Raw genomic sequence first — 20,854 nt, 5'->3', positions numbered from 1 at the left:
TAGGGGTTATTGGTTAGTTCTTTCAAAATTCCAGATCTACATTCATGTTAATTTCTCATTCAATTTTTTTATTCGATATTCTTAAAAACAAAGGGAGCAATAAATCATCAAAAAAGGTTAAAAATTATCTTTAACTTTCTTAATTTTGGGAAATGTTTTTCCACAGATTACCGTTGCACTACTTGAATTATTTATCAATTAACGTGTACACTGTTGTTTAAATATTGTGTTGAATCAAAAAAAATAGGAAGGGTTCAGCGTTGGCTAAAATAATCGTAATTACATCTGGCAAAGGTGGAGTAGGAAAAACTACCTCTTCTGCAGCTATTTCTTCAGGTCTTGCCCTCTTAGGGCATAAGACAGTGGTTATTGACTTTGATATCGGTTTAAGAAACCTCGATATCATCATGGGCTGTGAGCGACGAGTCGTTTATGATTTTGTTAATGTCATAAATGGTGAAGCAAACCTCAATCAGGCTTTAATTAAAGACAAACGTATTCCAAACCTTTATATCCTGCCTGCATCACAAACACGAGATAAAGATGCATTAACTCTCGAAGGAGTTGAAAGAACCCTAAATGATCTTTCAAAGGATTTTGACTTTATTATTTGTGATTCACCTGCTGGAATTGAAACAGGCGCATTAATGGCTATGTATTTTGCTGACCATGCAATCGTTGTGACGAATCCAGAAGTTTCTTCAGTGCGCGACTCAGATCGAATACTGGGAATTCTTGCAAGTAAGACTAAAAGAGCTATTGAAAATAAAACACCGATTCAAGAACATTTATTGTTAACACGTTATGACCCAGAGCGTGTCGAACGTGGCGATATGCTTTCTGTTACTGACGTGAAAGAAATATTGGCTATTCCATTAATAGGTGTTATTCCAGAATCAAAATCAGTGCTTAAAGCTTCAAATACAGGTACACCAGTAGTACTTGATGAAACAAGTGACGCCGGTATTGCCTATCAAGATGCAATTGCTCGTTTTCTCGGTGAAGAGAGATCAATGCGCTTCATAAGTAATGATCGTAAGGGATTATTGCGTCGCTTATTCAGTAAAAACAAGGAGGAAGTGACGGTATGAGTATTTTCAATTACTTGCGTAGACGAAGTGCTACAGCGTCAGTTGCTAAAGAACGTTTACAGATTATTATTTCTCATGAACGTTCTCAACGTAATACACCTGACTATCTGCCAAAGCTTCAGGAAGAAATTCTCGCTGTTATTGCCAAGTATGTACATGTTACACGGGATCAGGTTAGTGTGAACCTTGAGCGCATGGGGGACAATTCAGTGCTTGAATTAAACATCACCATGCCGGATGACACTAAAGAGATCGCATAATAGTTTTATTTGCTTTATTTTTGTTCAATTATCTTAGAGATAAGATTTTAAAAATATCTTTTATCCAAAAAAGTCGTTTAAACCTAACCAATTAATTTTTCTTTAAAAAACATCATTTGGTTTAACCCACTAAAACATAAGATTTTTAACTTATAAGTAAATAATAGTTACAAAACATAACGCTGAATAAAAAGGAACAAAACTAGACGAGGAATTTTATGTGCCTCATCAATAATACCCACTTAATTTTTTTGATCACTTGCCACTTATTTGTTTCTCCTGAGAAATAGGTTAATAAGATCTCTGAAAGATCTTATTAATTCTTACGTCAATTGGTTATTCGAAGTCCTAATAACACCTGTTAATATTGTGGTTTTTGCATATTATGAGGTACCTGCTGTGGTTTGATCATGGGTTGATTTTGAATTCCTGGTGATGGGTGAACTATAGGTCCTTGTTTAATAACTGGAGCTGGCTGAACAATTGGACCAGGTTGAACATTAGGACCTGGATGTACTTTATAACCATGATAGACATTAGGACTAGGCTGCACACCTGGGCCGGGTTGGATATTAGGAGCAGACTGAACATTAGGACCTGGATGTACTTTATAACCATGATAGACATTAGGACTAGGCTGCACACCTGGGCCGGGTTGGATATTAGGAGCAGGCTGAACATTTGGACCTGGATGTACTTTATAACCATGATAGACATTAGGACCAGGTTGAACACTTGGACCAGGTTGAACATTAGGACCAGGTTGAACATTAGGGCCAGGCTGAACATTAGGGCCAGGTTGGACATTAGGACCTGGATGTATTTTATGACCATGATGAATAATAGGAGCTTGTTGAACACCTGGTTGGACATTAGGAACTGGTTGAGCTCCAGTACCTGGTTGAACATTAGGACCCGGTTGAACACTTGGGCCAGGTCGAAGTTTTGGACCAGGTTGAACTTTTATACCAGGTGGAGCATTTACACCAGGTTGAACATTTTCGTTGGGTTGAACATTTAGACCTGGTCGAGCTTTGGGATTAGGTTGATTAGGAACTAGTTGTTTACCTGGAGCTTGGCCAGGTACTGGATGAACTGTTACCGGAGGTGGTTGTGTAATGATACCTTGTTGTCCAGTGTTTATATTCTTAACTTCTACTGGGCTAAGAGGCCTGCCTCCATTTTTTAATAAAAGTGGTTTTACTTCTGAAAAAGAAGGTGTTGCTGAAGGAGGCTGAGTTTTGGTTATGATTGGTCTTGATATTATTTCAGCAGGGGGTATCACTTGAGTAAATCCTTTTCCCCCAAATATGCTAATAGATCGGGGCACAACAGGTGCGACATGAGTTTGTTCGGCATTAAAGAGAATTTGATTAGGAACCCGTGAACGAAGATTATTCACTATCCTCGAGTTAATAAAATCATCAGAAGATACAACGGTAACCGCATTAGCAAACCGTACATTTCTGTAATTAATTACCTTATTTTGGTTTTTGTAAATAGTGTTAATGAAAGCAGGATCAATAACGGTATTACTCAGATTGATTGCAGTAAAATAGTGGTGGCTAACATAATAAGGAGGGATATAAGGTTCTCCTGGGGCTAAAGGAAACCAACCAATACCATATCCGCCATTTATCATGAATTGAGGATTATTGCCTCCAATAAATACGGTTAATGCAGGTGCATACATAGGACGAACACCTATTGGTCCAGGGACCCAGCACCATCGATTCCTAATGAAAGCCCAACGCCCATAGTGAAATGGTGCAAAACCCCAAGGCTGATTATCCACCCAAGTCCAGCCCCAGAGACCTAGCCAAATCCATTGGCCATTTTGGTAAGGAGCCCAATCTTGCTCTACATTATTAGGATACCAAACGGGGCCATATTGTTGATCTTCAGTCCAAGATCCATAATTGCCTAGATCTTCATATCCTATAGTTTCTGGAGAAATATATTGAGTTGAGACTGTACCTGCCATCTTATCACGATCTAAACTCCAGCCTTCAAAATCATCGTATGCTATGCCAAGGGTAGTACACTGAAAATTATCTAAATTAGTCCCTGTTACACTACATGAATTACCAACACTAATCGTATTGGATGTACTTTCCCCATAAGCTGTCCCCTGCCCCATTCTTACACTAACAGTTGTCATATCATCTTCTGCTATGACATCGAAGCGATAATACCCGGGTTCAGTAACGACAAAAGCCAAATTCGGCGTATCTACTTCATAAGCTTGCTGAGAGTTTGTACTCTTGATACTTAAAACAAGAGTTCCTTGTGTGATTTGAAATTGTGCTATTTCATCATTCAGATTTAATATTTTTAAAGCGGTTTGACTTCCTATACGAACAGCAGCACCAGACAATTGTATTTCAGCAAGTGCTCCTGTATCTGACCATATTTGATCATTTGAGATTAATGGTCGATTAAGCATTACACCTATCCACTGGGTTTCCCCTGCAGGTAAAAAACTCACTGTTCCATTAATATAACTTAATCGGGCAACTTGATTGGGGGGATCTGCGAAGGTTATAGTCGATAGGGATGTTAACAATAAAAAACAAGCGATGAATATGGCCTTCATGATGCAGTTCTTTATTGAACTTTTTTTCATGCTAACCTCCATATTTTCAAATTATTCCCAAAGTTAAAGAATAATTTTTTCTGACGATAAACATCGCTTTGACAGAATGGCCTTGTCTAAGTATAGACTAAAATACCCTGGATGATTGTAGAATCGTAGCCCGACTAGCACAATCGTCATCGAGGATCTTTGCATGTAAACCCGGATTACACTGCGTTAATCCGGGGCACAAATGCTAAAGTATTTTTGATAAGCAAAAAAACTACCATGAGGACTAGAAATTCAAAGTCAAATCATCTCTGACTCTATATCGTCCTTATTCACAATGACTTTTTTGCTTCGAGTAGATTTTATTGATGGCGCGCGACGTAGATCTTCATCATTGAAATCATCTACTTTGATCACATCTTGTCTTGCCAACTCCGCTTCTTTTAATTGCTTCGCTTCTGCTTCAGTAAGCAATCCACATGCTAAAGCTTCATTGATCTGTTCAAGCAAGGTAAGTGATTTTAAAACATTATCTTTTACTGCTCGCATTACTTTTCTTTCTAACTCATCAGCAGCGCAAATTTTATGGAACGCCTCTTCCATGCGACCCAATGGACAATTTTCACCTGCTTTACTATAAACTAAATGAGTTAGACGTGTACGTGTTTCACCAGGCTCGATTAAAATACGGGCTAACTTATGACCTAGCTGATCATTTGGTTTATTTCTTCGATTACCCAGTGGTTTAATAATCAAGCGTAAAACGACTCGCGCCCAACGTGCTGGAAAATTCACGATAACACCGTGCATTGCCATTTCACACTCATGCAATAATTGCTGGCAACTCCACTCTACTAAAGGTAAATCAGCTTTTGGTTCCCCATCTTCATGAAAACGTTTCAAGACAGCTGAAAGCAAATATAATGCACTCAACATATCTCCAAGCCGAGAGGATAGTTTTTCTTTACGCTTTAAATCACCACCTAGAACCGTCATTGAGAAATCAGCAAGAAACGCCAAGTTAGCACTGTATTTATGTACGAGTTGATAGTACCGCTTCACACTACTAACAGGCGCTTTAGACATACGTGCATCAGTCCAGGCAAAAATAACCGACTTAGTAAAATTAGCTATGATGAATCCAGCATGGGCAAAAAATGCCTTATCGAATTCAACCAGGTTATTATTTCTGATACTTTCAAGTTCCTTAAACACATATGGATGGCATCGGATTGCTCCTTGGCCAAAAATAATTAAACTTCGAGTTAATATATTTGCACCTTCAACAGTAATTGCTATGGGAGAACCTTGATATCCCCTACCCAAATAATTATTAGGGCCAAGACAAATTCCTTTTCCACCATGAATATCCATTGAATCAAGCGAAACTTGTCTTGCTCGTTCCGTGGTATGGTATTTTAATATAGCACCAACTACAGAAGGTTTGGCTCCATTATCAATAGCAGCAGCAGCCATTCTTAAAGCAGCATCAATAATATACGTGTTCGCTGCAATCCTAGCCAAAGGTTCCTCTATCCCTTCAAACCGGCCAATTGGCTGGCTAAATTGTTTGCGGATACGTGCATAAGCCCCGGAAGCTAAAGCAGCTGACTGGGCACCACCATTAGCACTCGAAGGTAAAGATATGGCTCTCCCAGCACTCAAACACTCCATCAGCATACGCCAACCACAACCGGCCATAGCAACGCCACCAATTAGGTAATCCATTGGAATAAATACATCTTTTCCTTGAGTTGGGCCATTCAAGAAGCCAGTATTTAGTGGGAAATGACGACGGCCTTTTGTAATACCAGGAGTGTTTGCTGGTATCAACGCACAGCTAATACCTATATCTTCACCTTTACCCAACAAATTCTCTGGGTCAAATAACCTGAATGCTAATCCAATTACTGTAGCTACTGGGCATAAAGTAATGTAACGCTTATCCCAATTTAGCCGAATACCTAATACTTTAGTACCATTAATTTCTTGATGACATACTATACCTTTATCTGGGATTGATGCTGCATCAGAACCGGCATTAGGTCCTGTCAAAGCAAAACATGGAATTTCCCTACCATCTGCCAATCGTGGTAAATAGTAATTTTTTTGTTCTTCAGTTCCATATTTAAGCAATAATTCACCTGGGCCCAGAGAGTTAGGTACAGATATAGTTGTAGCTGCTGTAATTGAACGGCCATAGATTTTTACTAAAACTGACATTTGCGCTGTGGCAGAAAACTCAAGGCCACCATAATGCTTAGGAATAATCATGCCTAAAAATCGATTGTCTTTAATAAACTGCCAGATTTCCTGAGGTAAGTCAGTAAGATTATGGGTTATGTCCCAATCATCAATCATTGCACACAAGGTGTTTACTGGACCATCAATAAAAGCTTGCTCCTCATCAGTCAAGTGAACGGTAGGTGCATTCCTCAGTATAGAAAAGTCAGGAGCGCCGCTAAATAAATCACCTTCCCAACTTACTGTGCCGGCCTCGAGCGCTTCTCTTTCTGTTGCAGACATAGCTGGCATAGCTTTGCTTACTGCTTTAAAAAAATATTTGGACAATAATGTTCGTCTTAAAGGTCTTATAGCACCAGCAATTAAAGCAAGTTCGACTAAAACGAGAATGATTTTTGTCGCCAAGCCAGGAGATCCATAATAGAAAACAAGAGCACTAAATAAACCAAAGCTAATAGCCCACACCGAAATTGCTGCCTGCCTTGTTAGCAATATCCCTGCAGCTCCAATGACTATGAGCACTAAAATAGCGTGTAGCACATTATTCTCCTTAATTATTTTGGGCCTTCTGACCGGTACTATTTAAGTTTAAACCAGATACAATTTTTATTATTTGCTTTGCCACAACTTCGGGGTATTCCATAGGAAATAAATGGGTCCCTTTGGTTTTATAACTTATTACATTAAAATACTTTTTCATGTAGCGCACATCCATTTTACCAACCACAGTACTTTTGTCACCATAAATTAATGCTGCTGGAATTAATAACTTACCTTCATAGTTTGGAATAACATGTGGAATCGTTCGATAAATCTGATATTCAATATGTCTATCGAAGCGTAAATAATATCCATCCTCTTTATACTCTAAGCCATAGTTAATATAATCATCTAAACAGGCATCCGTAAAGGTTTTAAATAAGTCTCGCGTTTTCAGATACCCAATTAATTGCTCGTGATCTTTCCAATACATACGGCGACCTTGAGTTCTAAATGCCGGTGTAACCCGATCAATGATGCCAAGTGCTTTTGCCAAACGAACCATACTTGATTTAAACGTGCCCAATAAAGGTGAATCCAGCATGATCACCGCTTTAAATAACTCTGGCTTTTCAATTGCTGCTAGTAAGCTTAAAACTCCTCCTAGAGAATGCCCTACTGCAATTACGGGTTGATTGGCCTGCTTTTGAATACTGGAAATAACTTCCGATACAAGATTGTGCCAATTTTCACTAACCGGAAATAAAGGGTCATGTCCAATTCTATCGATAAAACAATAATCAAATTCTTTCTCGAGGCCATCTAGCATCTGCTTATAACATAAAGATGGAAAACCATTCCCATGCGCAAAATGAATCAACTCTTTCATAAAGTCACCATTTGCATCTGCCTATCAGTAGAAATTTCAATAAATAATCCAGAATACCCCCAACTATATCCCCATAAGGAATTAAAACATTTTTTCATGAAGTCACAATACGTCTACTTTCTGCACGCAGAGAATGAAGTGCAAAACTGTAATATGCGATAAGCAAGGCGAATAAAATGAATCCTGACCCCTGAAAAATTGAATTGAGTGTGAGCATAATAAACAGAAGTAATAACATAGGCGTTCCAGCGACAATTAAAAGCCGGCTCGATTGTAAAAAGCTTACATTAAAAGAAAAAAATATAGTTGAAAATACTTGTCCTAGGAACGCTAATACTAAGAAAAAGACAATAAAAATTGAAAAGAATATTGCAACAACCATAGGATAGATCATCAGTTGTGAAAAATATTTCAATTTTTGAATTGAATTTTCTTCTGCAATTTTTTTACCATCAAATACCAGGTTAGTCCCTTTATCAAAGGTTTGCACTATAGGAGCACCCTTATTTGGCTTTGAATCCACCATATTAAAAAGTTTAAGGCTCGGTACTTTAAGAGAAATTTTGTTTTTATTAATCAAAATCGTAAGATAAGGATAATCTCGAGGAAAATCATTGATTTTTCCCGTAGTATCAATAGCAACAACGACTTGCCCCAGATCATTCTTAATTAAATAAGGCATTGGTTTATCAAAAGAAACCTCACCATTTTGTATATAAAAAACAGGGATTTTTGATAAAGGATCAGTAATTTGTTCTTTAAAAGATTGATTCAAACTGAAGCTCATTCTTACAGAAAATGGAATTGAAAATAAGGCTATGGTCAATAAGAGATAAAGAAGAGCAAATCCTTTCCAACGTTTTCCAACATCCACATAAAGACGTCGTGAATAAAAAGACATATACAATGCAGACCAATAGTGATAAACCGGGGTATCAATTGGTTTTAGTTTGTTTCTTTCTTTACGCACGCCATTCTCCAATACGCTTTCCAGAACTACGATGAAAAAGATGTAATTTAATTTTAGGTAACTCAACCCAGAGTTGTCCACTCGTCAGTAGTTGATCCGCAGTAACGCGCAAATTAAAACACTGACCGTTTTTGATGCATTTTGCATGAATCAATTGGTCAGCACCCATATCGTCTATAAATTCGACATGGATGGGAATACCTTGTGGATTATTTTCAGAACAAAGCAAAATATGTTCGGCGCGAATTGCCAAAACCAATTCATCTTGATCTTCAAGATCAAACATCAACTCTGGAATAGGATAATTAACTCCCAAATCCGTTTGCACAGTGTTACTGCGTTTATCGAAGATTCCAGATATTAAATTCATAGGGTATTGTCCTGTAAATCCTGCTACAAATAAAGTTGCTGGATTTTGATAAAGCTCTTGCGGGGTACCTATTTGTTCAACAATACCTTGATTAAGTACAATAACACGTTCAGCCATAGTCATGGCTTCAGTTTGATCATGTGTTACGTATAAACTGGTTGTATTTAATTGTTGATGTAACCGACGAATTTCATGACGCATTTCTGTTCGTAATTTTGCATCCAGATTTGATAAAGGTTCATCGAATAAAAAAACAGCCGGGGATCGCACCATGGCTCTTCCCATAGCAACTCTTTGTTTTTGTCCTCCTGAAAGCGCTTGAGGTTTGCGCTCCAAATAAGGGGTTAAATGCAACAATTGAGCTGCTTCAGCTACTCTTTTTTTAATCTCAACCTTTTTATAACGTCTCATTTTTAATCCATAAGCCATATTTTCGAATACAGTCATATGTGGATATAGAGCATAGTTTTGAAAAACCATAGCCATGTCTCTTTTGGCAGCGGGAATCTCATTAACACATTGATTGTTAATTAAAATTGAACCTGAGCTGACATCATCCAAACCCGCAATTAAACGTAATAAAGTAGTTTTTCCACATCCAGAAGGCCCGACAATTACCACAAATTCGCCTTTTTTGATGCTAACGTTTACCTTATCCAGAATCTTTGTAGGCCCAACACTTTTAGACACTTCAATGAGATTGACTGTTGCCATAACTTATTTTAGCCCTTTTTCAAACCAGCGTTGCATGAACATCACCACCATACAAGGTGGAATTAATGCAATCAATGCAACAGCCATGATGTAATGCCATTGTGGGATTTGATCTGCCACTCCGGCTAAATAGCGAATACCCATTACTACTGTAGCCATTTTTGTTTCTGTAGTAATCACTAAAGGCCAGAGATATTGATTCCAACCATATACGAACAAAATAACAAATAATGATGCAATTTGAGTTTTGGACAAAGGCAAAACGATATCAAAAAAGAAACGAACAGCTCCTGCCCCATCTAATTTTGACGCATCAACAAGTTCAGGTGGAATGGTTTTAAAAAACTGGCGAAATAAAAAAGTCCCTGTAGCGGACACAAATAAAGGTAGAGTTAGTCCGGTAAATGAATTTAATAAGCCAAAAGAAGCAACTACCTGAAATGTAGGCACAATCCTGACTTCTATAGGCAACATCATCGTAGTGAATATCAAGGCAAAGCATAACTTTTTAAATGGAAAATCAAAATAAACCAAAGCAAACGCGGAACCTAAAGCAAAAATAATCTTACCTAATGCAATGGCCATAGCCATAAAAAAACTGTTCAATAACATTGACGTAATCGGTTCACCTCCTGTAACCGCCAGACCCTGTGTCATAACTGCCTTCAAGTTTTTGAATAATAATGTACCTGGAACCATAGGAATATGAGATTGCATCATAACACTGCCTTCATTACTGGCGGCAACAAGCGCCAAATAAATAGGCAACAACATCAAAATAACAAAAAAACATAAAAATCCATGGGATAGCACACGAGCGAAATATGATTTCATGCGTAATGAACCTTTTTTTCGAGGTATTTAAATTGCACTAAAGAAACAATAATGACAATAATCATTAAGAGCACGGATTGTGCTGATGAACTTCCTAAATCCATTCCTTCAAATCCATCTTGATACACCTTATAAATCAAATTGGTTGTACTATTACCAGGACCACCATGTGTCATCACTTGAATAATGCCAAAAGTATCAAAAAAACCATACATCAAGTTCATAATGATTAAGAAAAAAGTTGTTGGCGATAAAAGTGGAAAAATAATTTGCCAAAAACGCTGCCATCCAGAAGCACCATCGATAATTGCCGCATCAATTAACGATGAGGGGATTGCTTTAAGTGCCGCAAGATAAAATAGAAAATTATAACTGAACTGCTGCCAACTTGCGGTAAGGATCACCACGGTAAATGCCTGATTAACATTATTTACATAATCAAAATTAATCCCAAGCAATTGCAAAAAATGCGTCAACCATCCTAAAGTTGGATGACATAAAAAACGCCATAAAATAGCTGCTACAGCAGGAGCTATTGCGTAAGGCCAAATTAATAAAGATTTATAGACCCCTTGCGTCCGGACTCTATTATTCACTAATATGGCCATAAGGAGTCCTAAACTCATCGTGAAGAACGTCACGCTAAAAGCAATAATAAAGGTAACTCCAATTGCCTTGCTGTAACTCGGATCAAAAAAAAGATCCCGAAAATTGGAAAGCCCTGCAAATTTTTTATGTAGGCCAAAAGCATCTGTATAAAAAAAAGATTGCAATAATGCATTACATGCAGGCCAAATAAAAAACATCAGGGTAACAATAAGCTGTGGAACTATAAAAAGCCAAGCATAAAAACGTTGATGATTAAATTTAGCCATTGCCCAATATATAAGAGGGTCTGTATAAGCAATTATATAGCTCTGGTTGTTTAAGTAAAGGGATAAAATAGTAAAGAAGCTTATGTAATACGTAGCCTGGGTGCAGCGCAGCGGAACCCGGGTTTTCTGGAGTCGAGTAAAAAGCTATCCCGGGTTACGGCTTCGCCTTCACCCAGGCTACAATTAATTATTTAATTTAAGGAAAAAATTTTGCGCTACATACACATAGAAAACCCTGGCCCACACAGTCGATTAGTCATCGAAAATGGCCCAAAACCAGCATACAGCGAATCACAAATTTTAGTTCGCGTAAAAGCGACTGCTCTAAATCGCGCTGATATTATGCAACGTTATGGCAAATATCCCCCTCCTTCCGGAGAGTCTGATATTCTGGGTTTGGAAATTGCAGGAGAAGTAGTTGAAGTAGGTGCGAATGTCACTCAATTTAAACTAGGTGATAAGGTTTATGGACTGGTTGGTAGTGGCGCTTATGCTGAATTTTGTCCTGTTGAAGCATCGTTAGCCCAGCACATCCCTGAAACCTGGGATTATTCACATGCTGCAGCACTTCCTGAGGCATTGGTGACTGTGTATGCTACCTTGTTTGATCTAGGAGAGCTAAAATCAGGTCAAACATTGCTTATTCATGGTGCAGGAAGTGGTATCGCCTCATTAGCAATCCAAATGGCAAAATTAATCGGTGCACACGTAATCACTACAGTAGGAACCGATGACAAATTAGATAAGGCAATGAAACTTGGCGCGGATCAAATCATCAATTACCATAAACAAGATTTTGAAGATTTAATTGAAGATCACAGCGTTGATTTAATTATTGATTTTATAGGCGGCGATTATTTTAATAAGCACTTACACTTATTAAAGCCCCAAAGTAAACTGATCCAAATCGCATGTCTTAAAGGAAGTAGCGTGGAATGCAATCTGGCACTGATTATGAGAAAAAGATTGCAAATTATTGGCTTTGTACTTCGTTCTCAATCCATTGCGGAAAAAAGCAAATTATGGACCGAAGCTCATAAAGCATGGGAGAAACATCTAAGAACAAAAAAATTAACTCCAATCATTGATTCAGAGTTTAAATTAGAACACATTGAAGAAGCCCACCAGCACATGCAATCAGGGGTGCATTTTGGAAAAATTGTGGTTCATGTAGATTGATTATATAAATACTTATCAAATAATGTCTGAATTGTAGCCTGGGTGCAGCGCAGCGGAACCCGGGGAGTTCATTCGAGTCCAGAAAACCGGGGTCCGCTGCGCTGCACCCAGGCTACAATATACCCAGCTGGTATTTTTAATAAAAAACTATTGCTTACTTGAATGTAACTTTTTTAGCGTCTAATCGAAGCGCACGATTTAATAATTGCTCATAGATAGGTCCATTCGGAGTAAGTTGCAGCACTATAGTTGCGGTAATGCATGCCATCATCACAGGAAAAATCAAATAATAATTATGAGTCATTTCTACCACCAATACTGCTCCAGTTATTGGAGAACGCGTGGATGATGCAAAAAGTGCAGCCATTCCTGCAACGGCAAACATGCCAGGTTGTATTAAAAAATCAATATGTAAAAACTCTAAAACATGGAACATCGCTAAACCAAGAAGAGTACCTAAAGAAAGGATAGGCGCAAAAATTCCTCCAGGAACAGATGTTCCATAGCACGCCATAGTTCCTATAAACCGTACCACTAAAAGAAAACACAAAAGACCAAATCCAGGTGACAGGGTTAATGCCTGATGAATAATATGCATACCACCACCTACTGCCGCAGGATGATCTACTGCTAAATAGCCAACCAAAAATCCTACGATTAGGACGTAATATGATTTTTGTCTTGCAGTAAGTTTATCCAAGAGTGTTAGAGACCCGATTAGAGAAAGGTTAAATAAAAGTCCAACAAAACCTACCACAATACCAAACAGAGCAAATAACCATAAAGAATTAAGATGTGGGAATTCAAATACATTCATTGGAATCGTTGGTTGAGGGCCAATCATTAAATCAAGAATAACTGTAGCTGTAATACAGCAGATTACAACCATACTGAAGCTGGTAAAAGAATAGTTGAACTGGTTACGCATTTCTTCCATAACAAAAATAACCCCGGCTAAAGGAGCATTAAATGCAACCGCTAAACCTGCAGAAGCTCCTGCAGCAATCAAACTATCCTTTCTACGTCGAGACAGATTAAACAAGCTTCCCAGCATTTCTCCCAAACTACCACCTATATGAATCGTGGGTCCTTCACGGCCCAAAATCATCTTCGCAGAAAGCGCCAAAATTCCAAAAAAGAATTTTACAGGTAATAAGCGGCGCCACAATATGGTTTTTAAATGAAGTAGTGTACCTTCAATCTCTGGGACGCCACTTCCCGATGCTTGAGGAGCATACTGCTTTACAGCAAAATAAGCTGCATAAACCAAAACCATAGAAACCAAGCCAGAAATAAGACCCGCAGGCCATCCATGAACACTAAGAAAATGAAAAAAGTTATCAAACAAATTACTCAGCACATCGATTGACAGTCGAAATGTAGAACCTACAAGACCTACGACAATGCCTAAAACAAAAGATACAGCATAAAGCATCAATATCTTATTGCGCATTGCCTTAAACCATCCCCATTAAATTAGTAATAATTTTTAATCCAGCTTGATTGACTAAAGACAATATGGTTTCAGGATGAAATTGGACTGCATGAATGGGTAGTTGCTGATGTGAAACGGCCATCACAACCCCATCATCACTCAAAGCTGTAATTTTCAGTTCTTTGGGTACAGCACTCAAACGCGCATAAAGTGAATGATACCTCCCTGCTTTGAAACTTTCCCCTAATCCAGAAAACAATTTAGGTTCACCAACCACTTTTATGATTGATGGCTTACCATGCATGGGATATTTTAGAACATCCAAAATACCACCAAAATACTCAACAATTCCTTGTAAGCCCAAACAAACTCCAAATATTGGAATACCCTTAGAAACAACCATATCAATTGCTTGCGATAGATTAAAATCACTTGGTTTGCCTGGCCCAGGAGATAAAACAACAAGGTCATATTTTTGATTTTGCAAATAATGCAAAGCCTTATCAAAACGAATTGTACTAACTTCCGCTCCAGTTTGACGAAGATAATTTGCCAAAGTATGCACAAAAGAATCCTGATGATCGATAAGTAATACATGCTTACCTTTCCCAGTTAAAGGCAAATGCATTACCTTGCTTTCAGCATGCTCCCGCTTTTGTAACATATCTAAAAAAGCAGATGCTTTTAAGCGTGTTTCTTGCTCTTCCGATTCAGGTACCGAATCATAGAGCAAGGTGGCACCCACGCGAATTTCAGCAACTCCTTTTTCAATTCGCACAGTTCTCAAAACCAGACCCGTATTTAAATTTCCATTAAAACCGAACCATCCTACAGCACCGCCATACCACTTACGAGGAGATTTTTCATGTTCCTCAATAAAATTAAGGGCCCAAATTTTAGGTGCACCTGTGACCGTAACAACCCACATATGGGTTAAAAAAGCATCTACCGCATCAAAGCTTTCTCTTAAAATCCCTTCAACATGATCGACGGTATGAATTACTCGTGAATACATTTCAATTTGTCTGCGACCGATTACTTTTACAGAGCCAGCTTCACAAATCCGTGATTTATCGTTTCTGTCCACATCAGTACACATGGTTAATTCAGATTCTTCCTTTTTTGAATCAAGTAAAGTCTGAATGTTTTCTGCATCCTCGATAGCATCGGCACCCCGTTTAATGGTTCCAGAAATAGGACAAGTCTCTACTCTTTTCCCCTGAACTCTCACATACATCTCTGGGGATGCACCAACCAGATATTCATCATCACCCAAATTAATAAAAAAACCGTAGGGTGAGGGATTCAAACGGCGCATTTGTCTGAATAAAGAGGAAGGTTGGTCCTGATAATGGGTATAAAAAGTCTGACTAGGTACTACTTCAAACAAATCACCACAAGCAAAACGATCTTTGGCCTTGGCTACAACCTGCGCGTATTCTCCTGGGGCATGATCACATGCTTTTTCTGGTTTATTCGGTGATTGGTATTTTGCAGAAACACCCTCCCGTGCCAAAGGCTTTGTTGATTGACCTTGAAATTGGAAATCATAACGTCGAAGAATAGCTTCTTCTTTACGGTGGTTAACCACATATATTTCATCAGGTAAATAAAGAACCATATCTCTTTGAGATGGCTCTCTTTTTTTATGCTTCTTTAAGTCTTCAAATTGAAAAATCAAATCAAAACCAAAAGCACCATATAATCCCAAATAAGGCTCATCTTCTACTTTAAAAAAAGCCAGGATTAGACGCATCACGGTAAATACAGAAGGTTGCTGGCTACGCTCTTCTTCGCTAAAAACTTCTTCGGAAGTTTTAATTTTGATTTGCAGCAATGCATCGCTTTGTGCAACGATTTCTAAACAGGTTTCATTTTTCAATAATGGAATAATGAATGTTAATAATATCTTGCCACGTTGATTTAAAGCATCAATTTGAATTAAATTCTGCTTACAAATAAGAGCCAAAGGTGGATTATAAAACCCTATATCCCAACATGTGTAGCGTCCTGGATATTCAAAACTTGATGCAAATAGGGCTCCTCTTTGTGAATCCAAATGTTCAAGAAGATTTTCTATACCTTGTTGATAATCCAGAGAAACCTGAAAACACTCTAACTCAATGCCCCCTTGGGTTTTATAATGTTGCAACATGAATGACTAACTCAATAGAATAATTATGGTGTGTACATCATTCTACTTTAAAAATGGGCTTCTGCAAGAATCTCGTAGCCTGGGTGCAGCGCAGCACAATTTTGTTTCCCTTCTCCCCTTGGGGAGAAGGTGCCCGCAAGGGCAGATGAGGGGGTATTGATTGTGGCTAATGAACCCTCACCCCTACCCCTCTCCCACTTGTGGGAGAGGGGATTTTTATGAGGTTCCGTTCCGCTGCGCTGCACCCAGGCTACATTTTTAAGACTCGCTTTTCATGATTTCCTCAAGCGAACAATTCCTATCGATTGCAGCCTGAACCCATAAACCAACTTGATGATGAGCATCCCTAAAAGGCATTCCTTTCAATACCAAGGACTCTAATATTGCTGTAGCATTTAGATAACCACTGTTGGCTTTCTGTGCCATTAGTTTTGTATTAAATTGCACACTTCGCAGAAAAGGAGTTATGATTTCCAAACATGCTGCCAAGGTATTTACGGTGTCAAACAAACATTCTTTATCTTCCTGCATGTCCTTGTTATACGCCAATGGCAACCCTTTCATTACAGTTAGGATCCCCATTAAATGCCCAAACACTCGACCGCTTTTACCTCTGATTAATTCCAAAACATCTGGATTTTTCTTATTAGGCATTAAAGAGGAGCCCGTAGCAAACGCATCATCCAGAGTAATAAAGCCAAATTCTTGAGTAGCCCAAAGAATCAAGTCCTCTGCAAGACGAGATAAATGCATTAGCACGATTGAAGCAACAGAACAAAATTCAATGATAAAATCTCGATCGCTTACTGCATCCAGCGTATTCTCAATAACCCCAGTAAAACCCAAAGTTTTTGCAACCCATATACGGTCCAAAGGTAAAGAGCTCCCTGCTAAAGCACCAGCACCTAAAGGAGAAAAATTCATTCGTGTATGCCAATCATGCAAACGTCCCAAATCACGTTGAAACATTGCCAGATAAGCAGCAAAAAAATGCCCTAAATAAATGGGTTGGGCTTGTTGTAAATGGGTATACCCTGGAATTTTATCATCGGCATGAGCCTTGGCCAGCTCTTCCAAAACCTGGTTTAAATTGTGTAAAAGTGAGTTAATATGCAATCCAGCATCACGAGAATACAACCTTAAATCCAGAGCAACCTGATCATTGCGACTGCGACCGGTATGAAGTTTTTTACCCACGTCACCAATTTTGCTGATGAGCAATTGCTCCAAAAACATATGGATGTCTTCACATGTCTCATCAAATTCATGGATGCCTTTTTCTATTTCATGACTTATTTCTTCCAAGCCATTACAGATTGAGTCTGCTTCATTGTCAGTAATAAGCCCTTGTCGGGCTAACATTTTTGCATGTGCTTGACTGCCAACGATATCGTGGGCATAAAGGACCTTATCAAAAGCCAAAGACGCATTAAAATGCATGACACGAGGGTCAAGTTCCTTCTTGAATCGCCCTCCCCAAGTTTTATGGGCCATCACTTACCTCCTTTATGTACCTTGCCATACACTTGTGCCGATAAGGAAAATAAATTAATGAATCCTTCAGCATCCTGTTGATTATAAACACCATCTTCTTCGAATGTCGCTAAGGCAGGATCATGTAAACTGAATGGTGAATACATTCCATAAGGAATTATGTTCCCTTTAAATAACTGCACACTTACTGTTCCAGTCATATGTTGTTGCGTCACGTCAATCAATGCATCCATCGCATTCTTGGCTTGAGAAAACCATCGTCCCTCATAAACAAGATTGGCATAAGTTTGTTGCAAAGACTGTTTTAAATGCAAGGTTGCACGGTCAAGACATAGACTTTCGAGCATCTGATGCGTCTTGTACAATACTGCGGCTGCGGGTGCTTCATAAATTCCTCTGATTTTCATGCCAACCAATCGATTTTCAACAATGTCAGCCACCCCAATTCCATGAGAACCTGCAATCTGATTTAATTGTCCAAGTAATTCGACTGGGGACATTTTTGTAGCATTCAATCCAACAGGTACCCCCTGTTCAAATTCAATGCTCACTAATTCTGGATTGTCAGCTGATTGCTCCAAAGATGCAGTCATTAATAATAAATCATTAGGTCTTGGTTGTCCTGGATCTTCCAAAACACCGCCCTCATGAGAAATATACCAAAGATTGTGATCGCGTGAATAAGGTGATTTGGGGGTAACTGGTACTTCTATCCCATGTAATTTGGCATACTCAATCGCCTCTTGTCTTGATTTAATCTTCCAAGTTCTCCATGGGGCAATAATTTTAAGTTCCGGAGCTAAGGCTTTGACCGTATATTCAAAGCGAACCTGATCATTACCTTTTCCAGTTGCTCCATGGGCAATGGCTTCTGCCTTTTCTTCCAATGCAATTTCAACCAGTTTTTTTGCGATAAGAGGTCGTGAAATGGTCCCTAAAATATATTGATTTTCATAAAGCGCTCCTGCTTTGACTAGTCGCCACAGATAATCACTAACAAACTCATCTTGAACATTCATTACGTAGGCTTTTGAGGCGCCGCTTTTTATTGCTTTTTCCTTAATCGCCGCTAAATCTTCATTTTGTCCTAAATCACAAACCATAGCGATGATCTCTGCCTGTTGGTAATGTTCTTTAAGCCATGGGATCATTACTGAAGTATCCAGTCCCCCTGAATAAGCAAGGACAATTTTTTTAATCGATTCATTCATGGATTTACTCCTGATAGTATTGTTTTAAATGCAAAATAGGCTCAGCCAATTCTTTAGGGACCACATCGGCGACTAATTGACCACCTTTCAGAACAATCAATCGATCCGACATTTTGCTGAGAAAATCGAGATCGTGAGAGGCAATGACCATCGTAACGCCAAAAGACTTCACTGAATTTAATAAACTAATAACTTCATCAATCGTCGCCAGATCAAGACCCGAGGTAGGCTCATCACAAAGCAATAAATTGGGCTTCATCATTAAACTGCGTGCTAAAGCAACGCGTTGCTTTTGCCCACCAGACAACTGATGTGGATAAGCAGAAGCTTTATCACTAATTCCTAAGCTCTGCAGCAAAGAGTGCGCGTGCTCTTCATGCTGTAACATTTTGTTTTGTAAGCGAGGTGCATAGACTAAGTTTTGCATCACAGTCATATGAGGAAAAAGTTGAAAATCCTGAAACATAAAGCCGCTTTGACCCTTTACTTCAATCGTACCAGAGTCCAGTGTTTCTAATTGTTGTATGCATCGCAGGAGCGTGGATTTACCGCTTCCTGATGGTCCTGCCAAACCCAGCACCGTCTGAGCCTGTAACTCTAAACTAATGTGATTTAATACGGGCAGAGAGCCAAAGTATTTAGATGCCTGATTAATTGCTAGCATAAAGCCCCCTTTCTTCAATTTTTTTGCCCATGAACTCGATCAAAAGGACCATCCCATAGTAAAAGCAACCGGCAGTGCACAAGGGTACAAAATAGGTAAATTGTTCTGCAGCAATAGATTGAGCTCTACGCATCAAGTCCATTCCACCTATAGTCGCAATTAAAGCTGTTTCTTTCAGTAGGGCAATCATTTCATTAATGAAGGCAGGAAAAATATTTTTCACCACTTGTGGTAAAACAATATCTTTCCATAAATAAAAATTAGGTATTTGCAAAGTTTTTGCTGCTTCAAACTGGCCCTTGGGCAAATGCTCTATTCCTGATCGCAGAATTTCGGCAATGTATGCTGAACTGTTTAGACCAAATGTTAAGAGCCCTGCCATTAAGATATTAGCTTTTACACCGATTAATGTCGGTACAGCAAAATAAATAAAACTAAGCTGTAAAATTACTGGCGTTCCTCTCATCACTGAAATAAATCCATTAATTACTGGTTTCATAATCCCTTGATATCGCAATAAAGCCAGCAATGTTCCTAATAAAGTCCCTATGAATAAACCACCAAGTAATAAGATTAAAGTAACTAAAGTTCCTTCACCAATATAGAGGATATTTTGTTTTAGCTCTTCCATTGTGTACCCTCCAGCCATTTTTTCTTGAGCAAGGCCAACTCACCATTTTGTTCTAGTTCATATAAAGCCTGGTTTATTTTTTGAGTTAATTCTGAGTTCTTTTTTAAAGCTAAACCATAACCATCATCTGATTTGGCAATCACAGCAAATGATAGCCCGGGGTTTTTCTGACTAAATACTACACCTTGTACGCCATCCATTAGAACCAAATCAACATGACCCGCTTTTAGGGCAGCGATGGTTTGATTATTGTTATCCATAACTAAAAGATTGGCATTCGGGACCTTCTGTTTCAACCAAATTTCCATAGTACTACCTAATTGAACTGCTATTTTTTTACCAGCTAATTGTTGCACGTCTTTAATTGGATTTTTTTCAGGAAAAACAGCCGCCATACTCTCGTAATAATAGGGTTTGGTAAAATCAAAATTCAGTTTGCGCTGCTCTGTAATAGTAATCGTAGAAATCGCTGCATCAACCTGTCCAGAACTTAAGGCAGGTAAAATACTGCTGAATTGCATGGTATCAAAAAATGCTTCCTTACCAAGTTTTTTTGCAATCAATCGGGCAAGATCAATATCAAACCCTTTGATCTCCCCATGATCATTGTATTCAAATGGTGGATATTCCGCCGCCACAGCAAAATGAATATATTGAGTATTTTCATTAGGAATTTTTGCGTAACAAAGAGAAATAAGCAAAGCAAATCCTACTAGAATGATAAAAAATAATTGTTTCATTTGAATATGTATCCAGTTTTTATGCGTTTTTCAA

Annotated in this window: 17 protein-coding genes; 3 read left to right on the top strand and 14 right to left on the bottom strand. The window is 38.5% G+C overall.

The features are described from left to right. Positions 1-260: 260 nt before the first annotated feature. A complete protein-coding gene (minD, locus tag Lstg_RS01455) occupies positions 261-1,091 on the top strand; it encodes a septum site-determining protein MinD (RefSeq protein ID WP_058475880.1) in 831 nt (276 codons plus the stop codon). After that, positions 1,088-1,351: a cell division topological specificity factor MinE gene (minE, locus tag Lstg_RS01450; RefSeq protein WP_058475879.1), complete on the top strand. Its 264-nt coding sequence runs from the start codon at positions 1,088-1,090 to the stop codon at positions 1,349-1,351. Before minD ends, minE begins: the two co-directional genes overlap by 4 nt. A gap of 361 nt (positions 1,352-1,712) precedes the next feature. Here minE and Lstg_RS01445 read toward each other — a convergent pair whose 3' ends face one another. The 7 genes from Lstg_RS01445 to Lstg_RS01415 form a co-directional block, all read right to left on the bottom strand. Continuing rightward, positions 1,713-3,977 carry a DUF6600 domain-containing protein gene (locus tag Lstg_RS01445; protein ID WP_058475878.1) on the bottom strand — a complete coding sequence of 755 codons (2,265 nt, stop codon included), beginning with the start codon at positions 3,975-3,977 and terminating at the stop codon, positions 1,713-1,715. Between the two features lie 258 nt (positions 3,978-4,235). Further along, entirely contained in the window at positions 4,236-6,719 is a 2,484-nt protein-coding gene (locus Lstg_RS01440) for an acyl-CoA dehydrogenase (RefSeq protein ID WP_058475877.1), read from the bottom strand. Positions 6,720-6,729: 10 nt separating this feature from the next. Continuing rightward, complete coding sequence (locus Lstg_RS01435) at positions 6,730-7,548, bottom strand: alpha/beta fold hydrolase (protein WP_058475876.1); 819 nt, start codon at positions 7,546-7,548, stop codon at positions 6,730-6,732. A 94-nt stretch (positions 7,549-7,642) separates the two neighbouring features. Beyond that, positions 7,643-8,518 (bottom strand): DUF1189 family protein, encoded by an 876-nt coding sequence (locus Lstg_RS01430; protein WP_058475875.1) that lies wholly within the window; start codon positions 8,516-8,518, stop codon positions 7,643-7,645. Continuing rightward, a complete protein-coding gene (locus Lstg_RS01425) occupies positions 8,511-9,602 on the bottom strand; it encodes an ABC transporter ATP-binding protein (RefSeq protein ID WP_058475874.1) in 1,092 nt (363 codons plus the stop codon). Before Lstg_RS01425 ends, Lstg_RS01430 begins: the two co-directional genes overlap by 8 nt. 3 nt (positions 9,603-9,605) lie before the next feature. Then, positions 9,606-10,436, bottom strand: coding sequence for a sn-glycerol-3-phosphate ABC transporter permease UgpE (gene ugpE / locus Lstg_RS01420; RefSeq protein ID WP_058475873.1), 831 nt, complete (start codon positions 10,434-10,436; stop codon positions 9,606-9,608). Further along, positions 10,433-11,311 (bottom strand): carbohydrate ABC transporter permease, encoded by an 879-nt coding sequence (locus tag Lstg_RS01415; RefSeq protein ID WP_058475872.1) that lies wholly within the window; start codon positions 11,309-11,311, stop codon positions 10,433-10,435. The genes ugpE and Lstg_RS01415 overlap by 4 nt, the downstream gene beginning before the upstream one ends. A 210-nt stretch (positions 11,312-11,521) precedes the next feature. Here Lstg_RS01415 and Lstg_RS01410 point away from each other — a divergent pair, with 210 nt between their 5' ends. Further along, positions 11,522-12,490, top strand: a complete 969-nt coding sequence (locus Lstg_RS01410; protein WP_058475871.1) for an NAD(P)H-quinone oxidoreductase — start codon at positions 11,522-11,524, stop codon at positions 12,488-12,490. Positions 12,491-12,644: 154 nt separating this feature from the next. Here Lstg_RS01410 and clcA read toward each other — a convergent pair whose 3' ends face one another. The 7 genes from clcA to Lstg_RS01370 form a co-directional block, all read right to left on the bottom strand. Continuing rightward, positions 12,645-13,943: a H(+)/Cl(-) exchange transporter ClcA gene (gene clcA, locus Lstg_RS01405; protein ID WP_058475870.1), complete on the bottom strand. Its 1,299-nt coding sequence runs from the start codon at positions 13,941-13,943 to the stop codon at positions 12,645-12,647. A gap of 4 nt (positions 13,944-13,947) precedes the next feature. Next, on the bottom strand, positions 13,948-16,080 hold the full coding sequence (locus Lstg_RS01400) for an anthranilate synthase component I (protein WP_058475869.1): 2,133 nt from the start codon (positions 16,078-16,080) through the stop codon (positions 13,948-13,950). Positions 16,081-16,338: 258 nt separating this feature from the next. Continuing rightward, complete coding sequence (gene argH, locus Lstg_RS01390) at positions 16,339-17,574, bottom strand: argininosuccinate lyase (protein WP_058475867.1); 1,236 nt, start codon at positions 17,572-17,574, stop codon at positions 16,339-16,341. Next, positions 17,574-18,785 (bottom strand): argininosuccinate synthase, encoded by a 1,212-nt coding sequence (locus Lstg_RS01385; protein ID WP_058475866.1) that lies wholly within the window; start codon positions 18,783-18,785, stop codon positions 17,574-17,576. The genes argH and Lstg_RS01385 overlap by 1 nt, the downstream gene beginning before the upstream one ends. A gap of 4 nt (positions 18,786-18,789) precedes the next feature. Next, positions 18,790-19,449: an amino acid ABC transporter ATP-binding protein gene (locus Lstg_RS01380; protein WP_058475865.1), complete on the bottom strand. Its 660-nt coding sequence runs from the start codon at positions 19,447-19,449 to the stop codon at positions 18,790-18,792. Next, on the bottom strand, positions 19,436-20,080 hold the full coding sequence (locus Lstg_RS01375) for an amino acid ABC transporter permease (RefSeq protein WP_058475864.1): 645 nt from the start codon (positions 20,078-20,080) through the stop codon (positions 19,436-19,438). Before Lstg_RS01375 ends, Lstg_RS01380 begins: the two co-directional genes overlap by 14 nt. Beyond that, on the bottom strand, positions 20,068-20,820 hold the full coding sequence (locus Lstg_RS01370; RefSeq protein WP_058475863.1) for a substrate-binding periplasmic protein: 753 nt from the start codon (positions 20,818-20,820) through the stop codon (positions 20,068-20,070). The genes Lstg_RS01375 and Lstg_RS01370 overlap by 13 nt, the downstream gene beginning before the upstream one ends. Positions 20,821-20,854: the final 34 nt, after the last annotated feature.

This window comes from Legionella steigerwaltii (assembly GCF_001468065.1).
In the GTDB taxonomy this organism is placed as follows: Bacteria; Pseudomonadota; Gammaproteobacteria; order Legionellales; family Legionellaceae; genus Legionella; species Legionella steigerwaltii.
This window is presented reverse-complemented; position numbering and strand designations above follow the sequence as displayed.

Bases quoted from the DNA above. Each gene is read 5' to 3' on its own strand.
- minE (WP_058475879.1), top strand. From the start codon at position 1,088: ATGAGTATTTTCAATTACTTGCGTAGACGAAGTGCTACAGCGTCAGTT.
- Lstg_RS01445 (WP_058475878.1), bottom strand. From the start codon at position 3,977: ATGAAAAAAAGTTCAATAAAGAACTGCATCATGAAGGCCATATTCATC.
- Lstg_RS01435 (WP_058475876.1), bottom strand. From the start codon at position 7,548: ATGAAAGAGTTGATTCATTTTGCGCATGGGAATGGTTTTCCATCTTTA.
- Lstg_RS01425 (WP_058475874.1), bottom strand. From the start codon at position 9,602: ATGGCAACAGTCAATCTCATTGAAGTGTCTAAAAGTGTTGGGCCTACA.
- ugpE (WP_058475873.1), bottom strand. From the start codon at position 10,436: ATGAAATCATATTTCGCTCGTGTGCTATCCCATGGATTTTTATGTTTT.
- Lstg_RS01415 (WP_058475872.1), bottom strand. From the start codon at position 11,311: ATGGCTAAATTTAATCATCAACGTTTTTATGCTTGGCTTTTTATAGTT.
- clcA (WP_058475870.1), bottom strand. From the start codon at position 13,943: ATGCGCAATAAGATATTGATGCTTTATGCTGTATCTTTTGTTTTAGGC.
- Lstg_RS01400 (WP_058475869.1), bottom strand. From the start codon at position 16,080: ATGTTGCAACATTATAAAACCCAAGGGGGCATTGAGTTAGAGTGTTTT.
- argH (WP_058475867.1), bottom strand. From the start codon at position 17,574: ATGGCCCATAAAACTTGGGGAGGGCGATTCAAGAAGGAACTTGACCCT.
- Lstg_RS01385 (WP_058475866.1), bottom strand. From the start codon at position 18,785: ATGAATGAATCGATTAAAAAAATTGTCCTTGCTTATTCAGGGGGACTG.
- Lstg_RS01380 (WP_058475865.1), bottom strand. From the start codon at position 19,449: ATGCTAGCAATTAATCAGGCATCTAAATACTTTGGCTCTCTGCCCGTA.
- Lstg_RS01375 (WP_058475864.1), bottom strand. From the start codon at position 20,080: ATGGAAGAGCTAAAACAAAATATCCTCTATATTGGTGAAGGAACTTTA.
- Lstg_RS01370 (WP_058475863.1), bottom strand. From the start codon at position 20,820: ATGAAACAATTATTTTTTATCATTCTAGTAGGATTTGCTTTGCTTATT.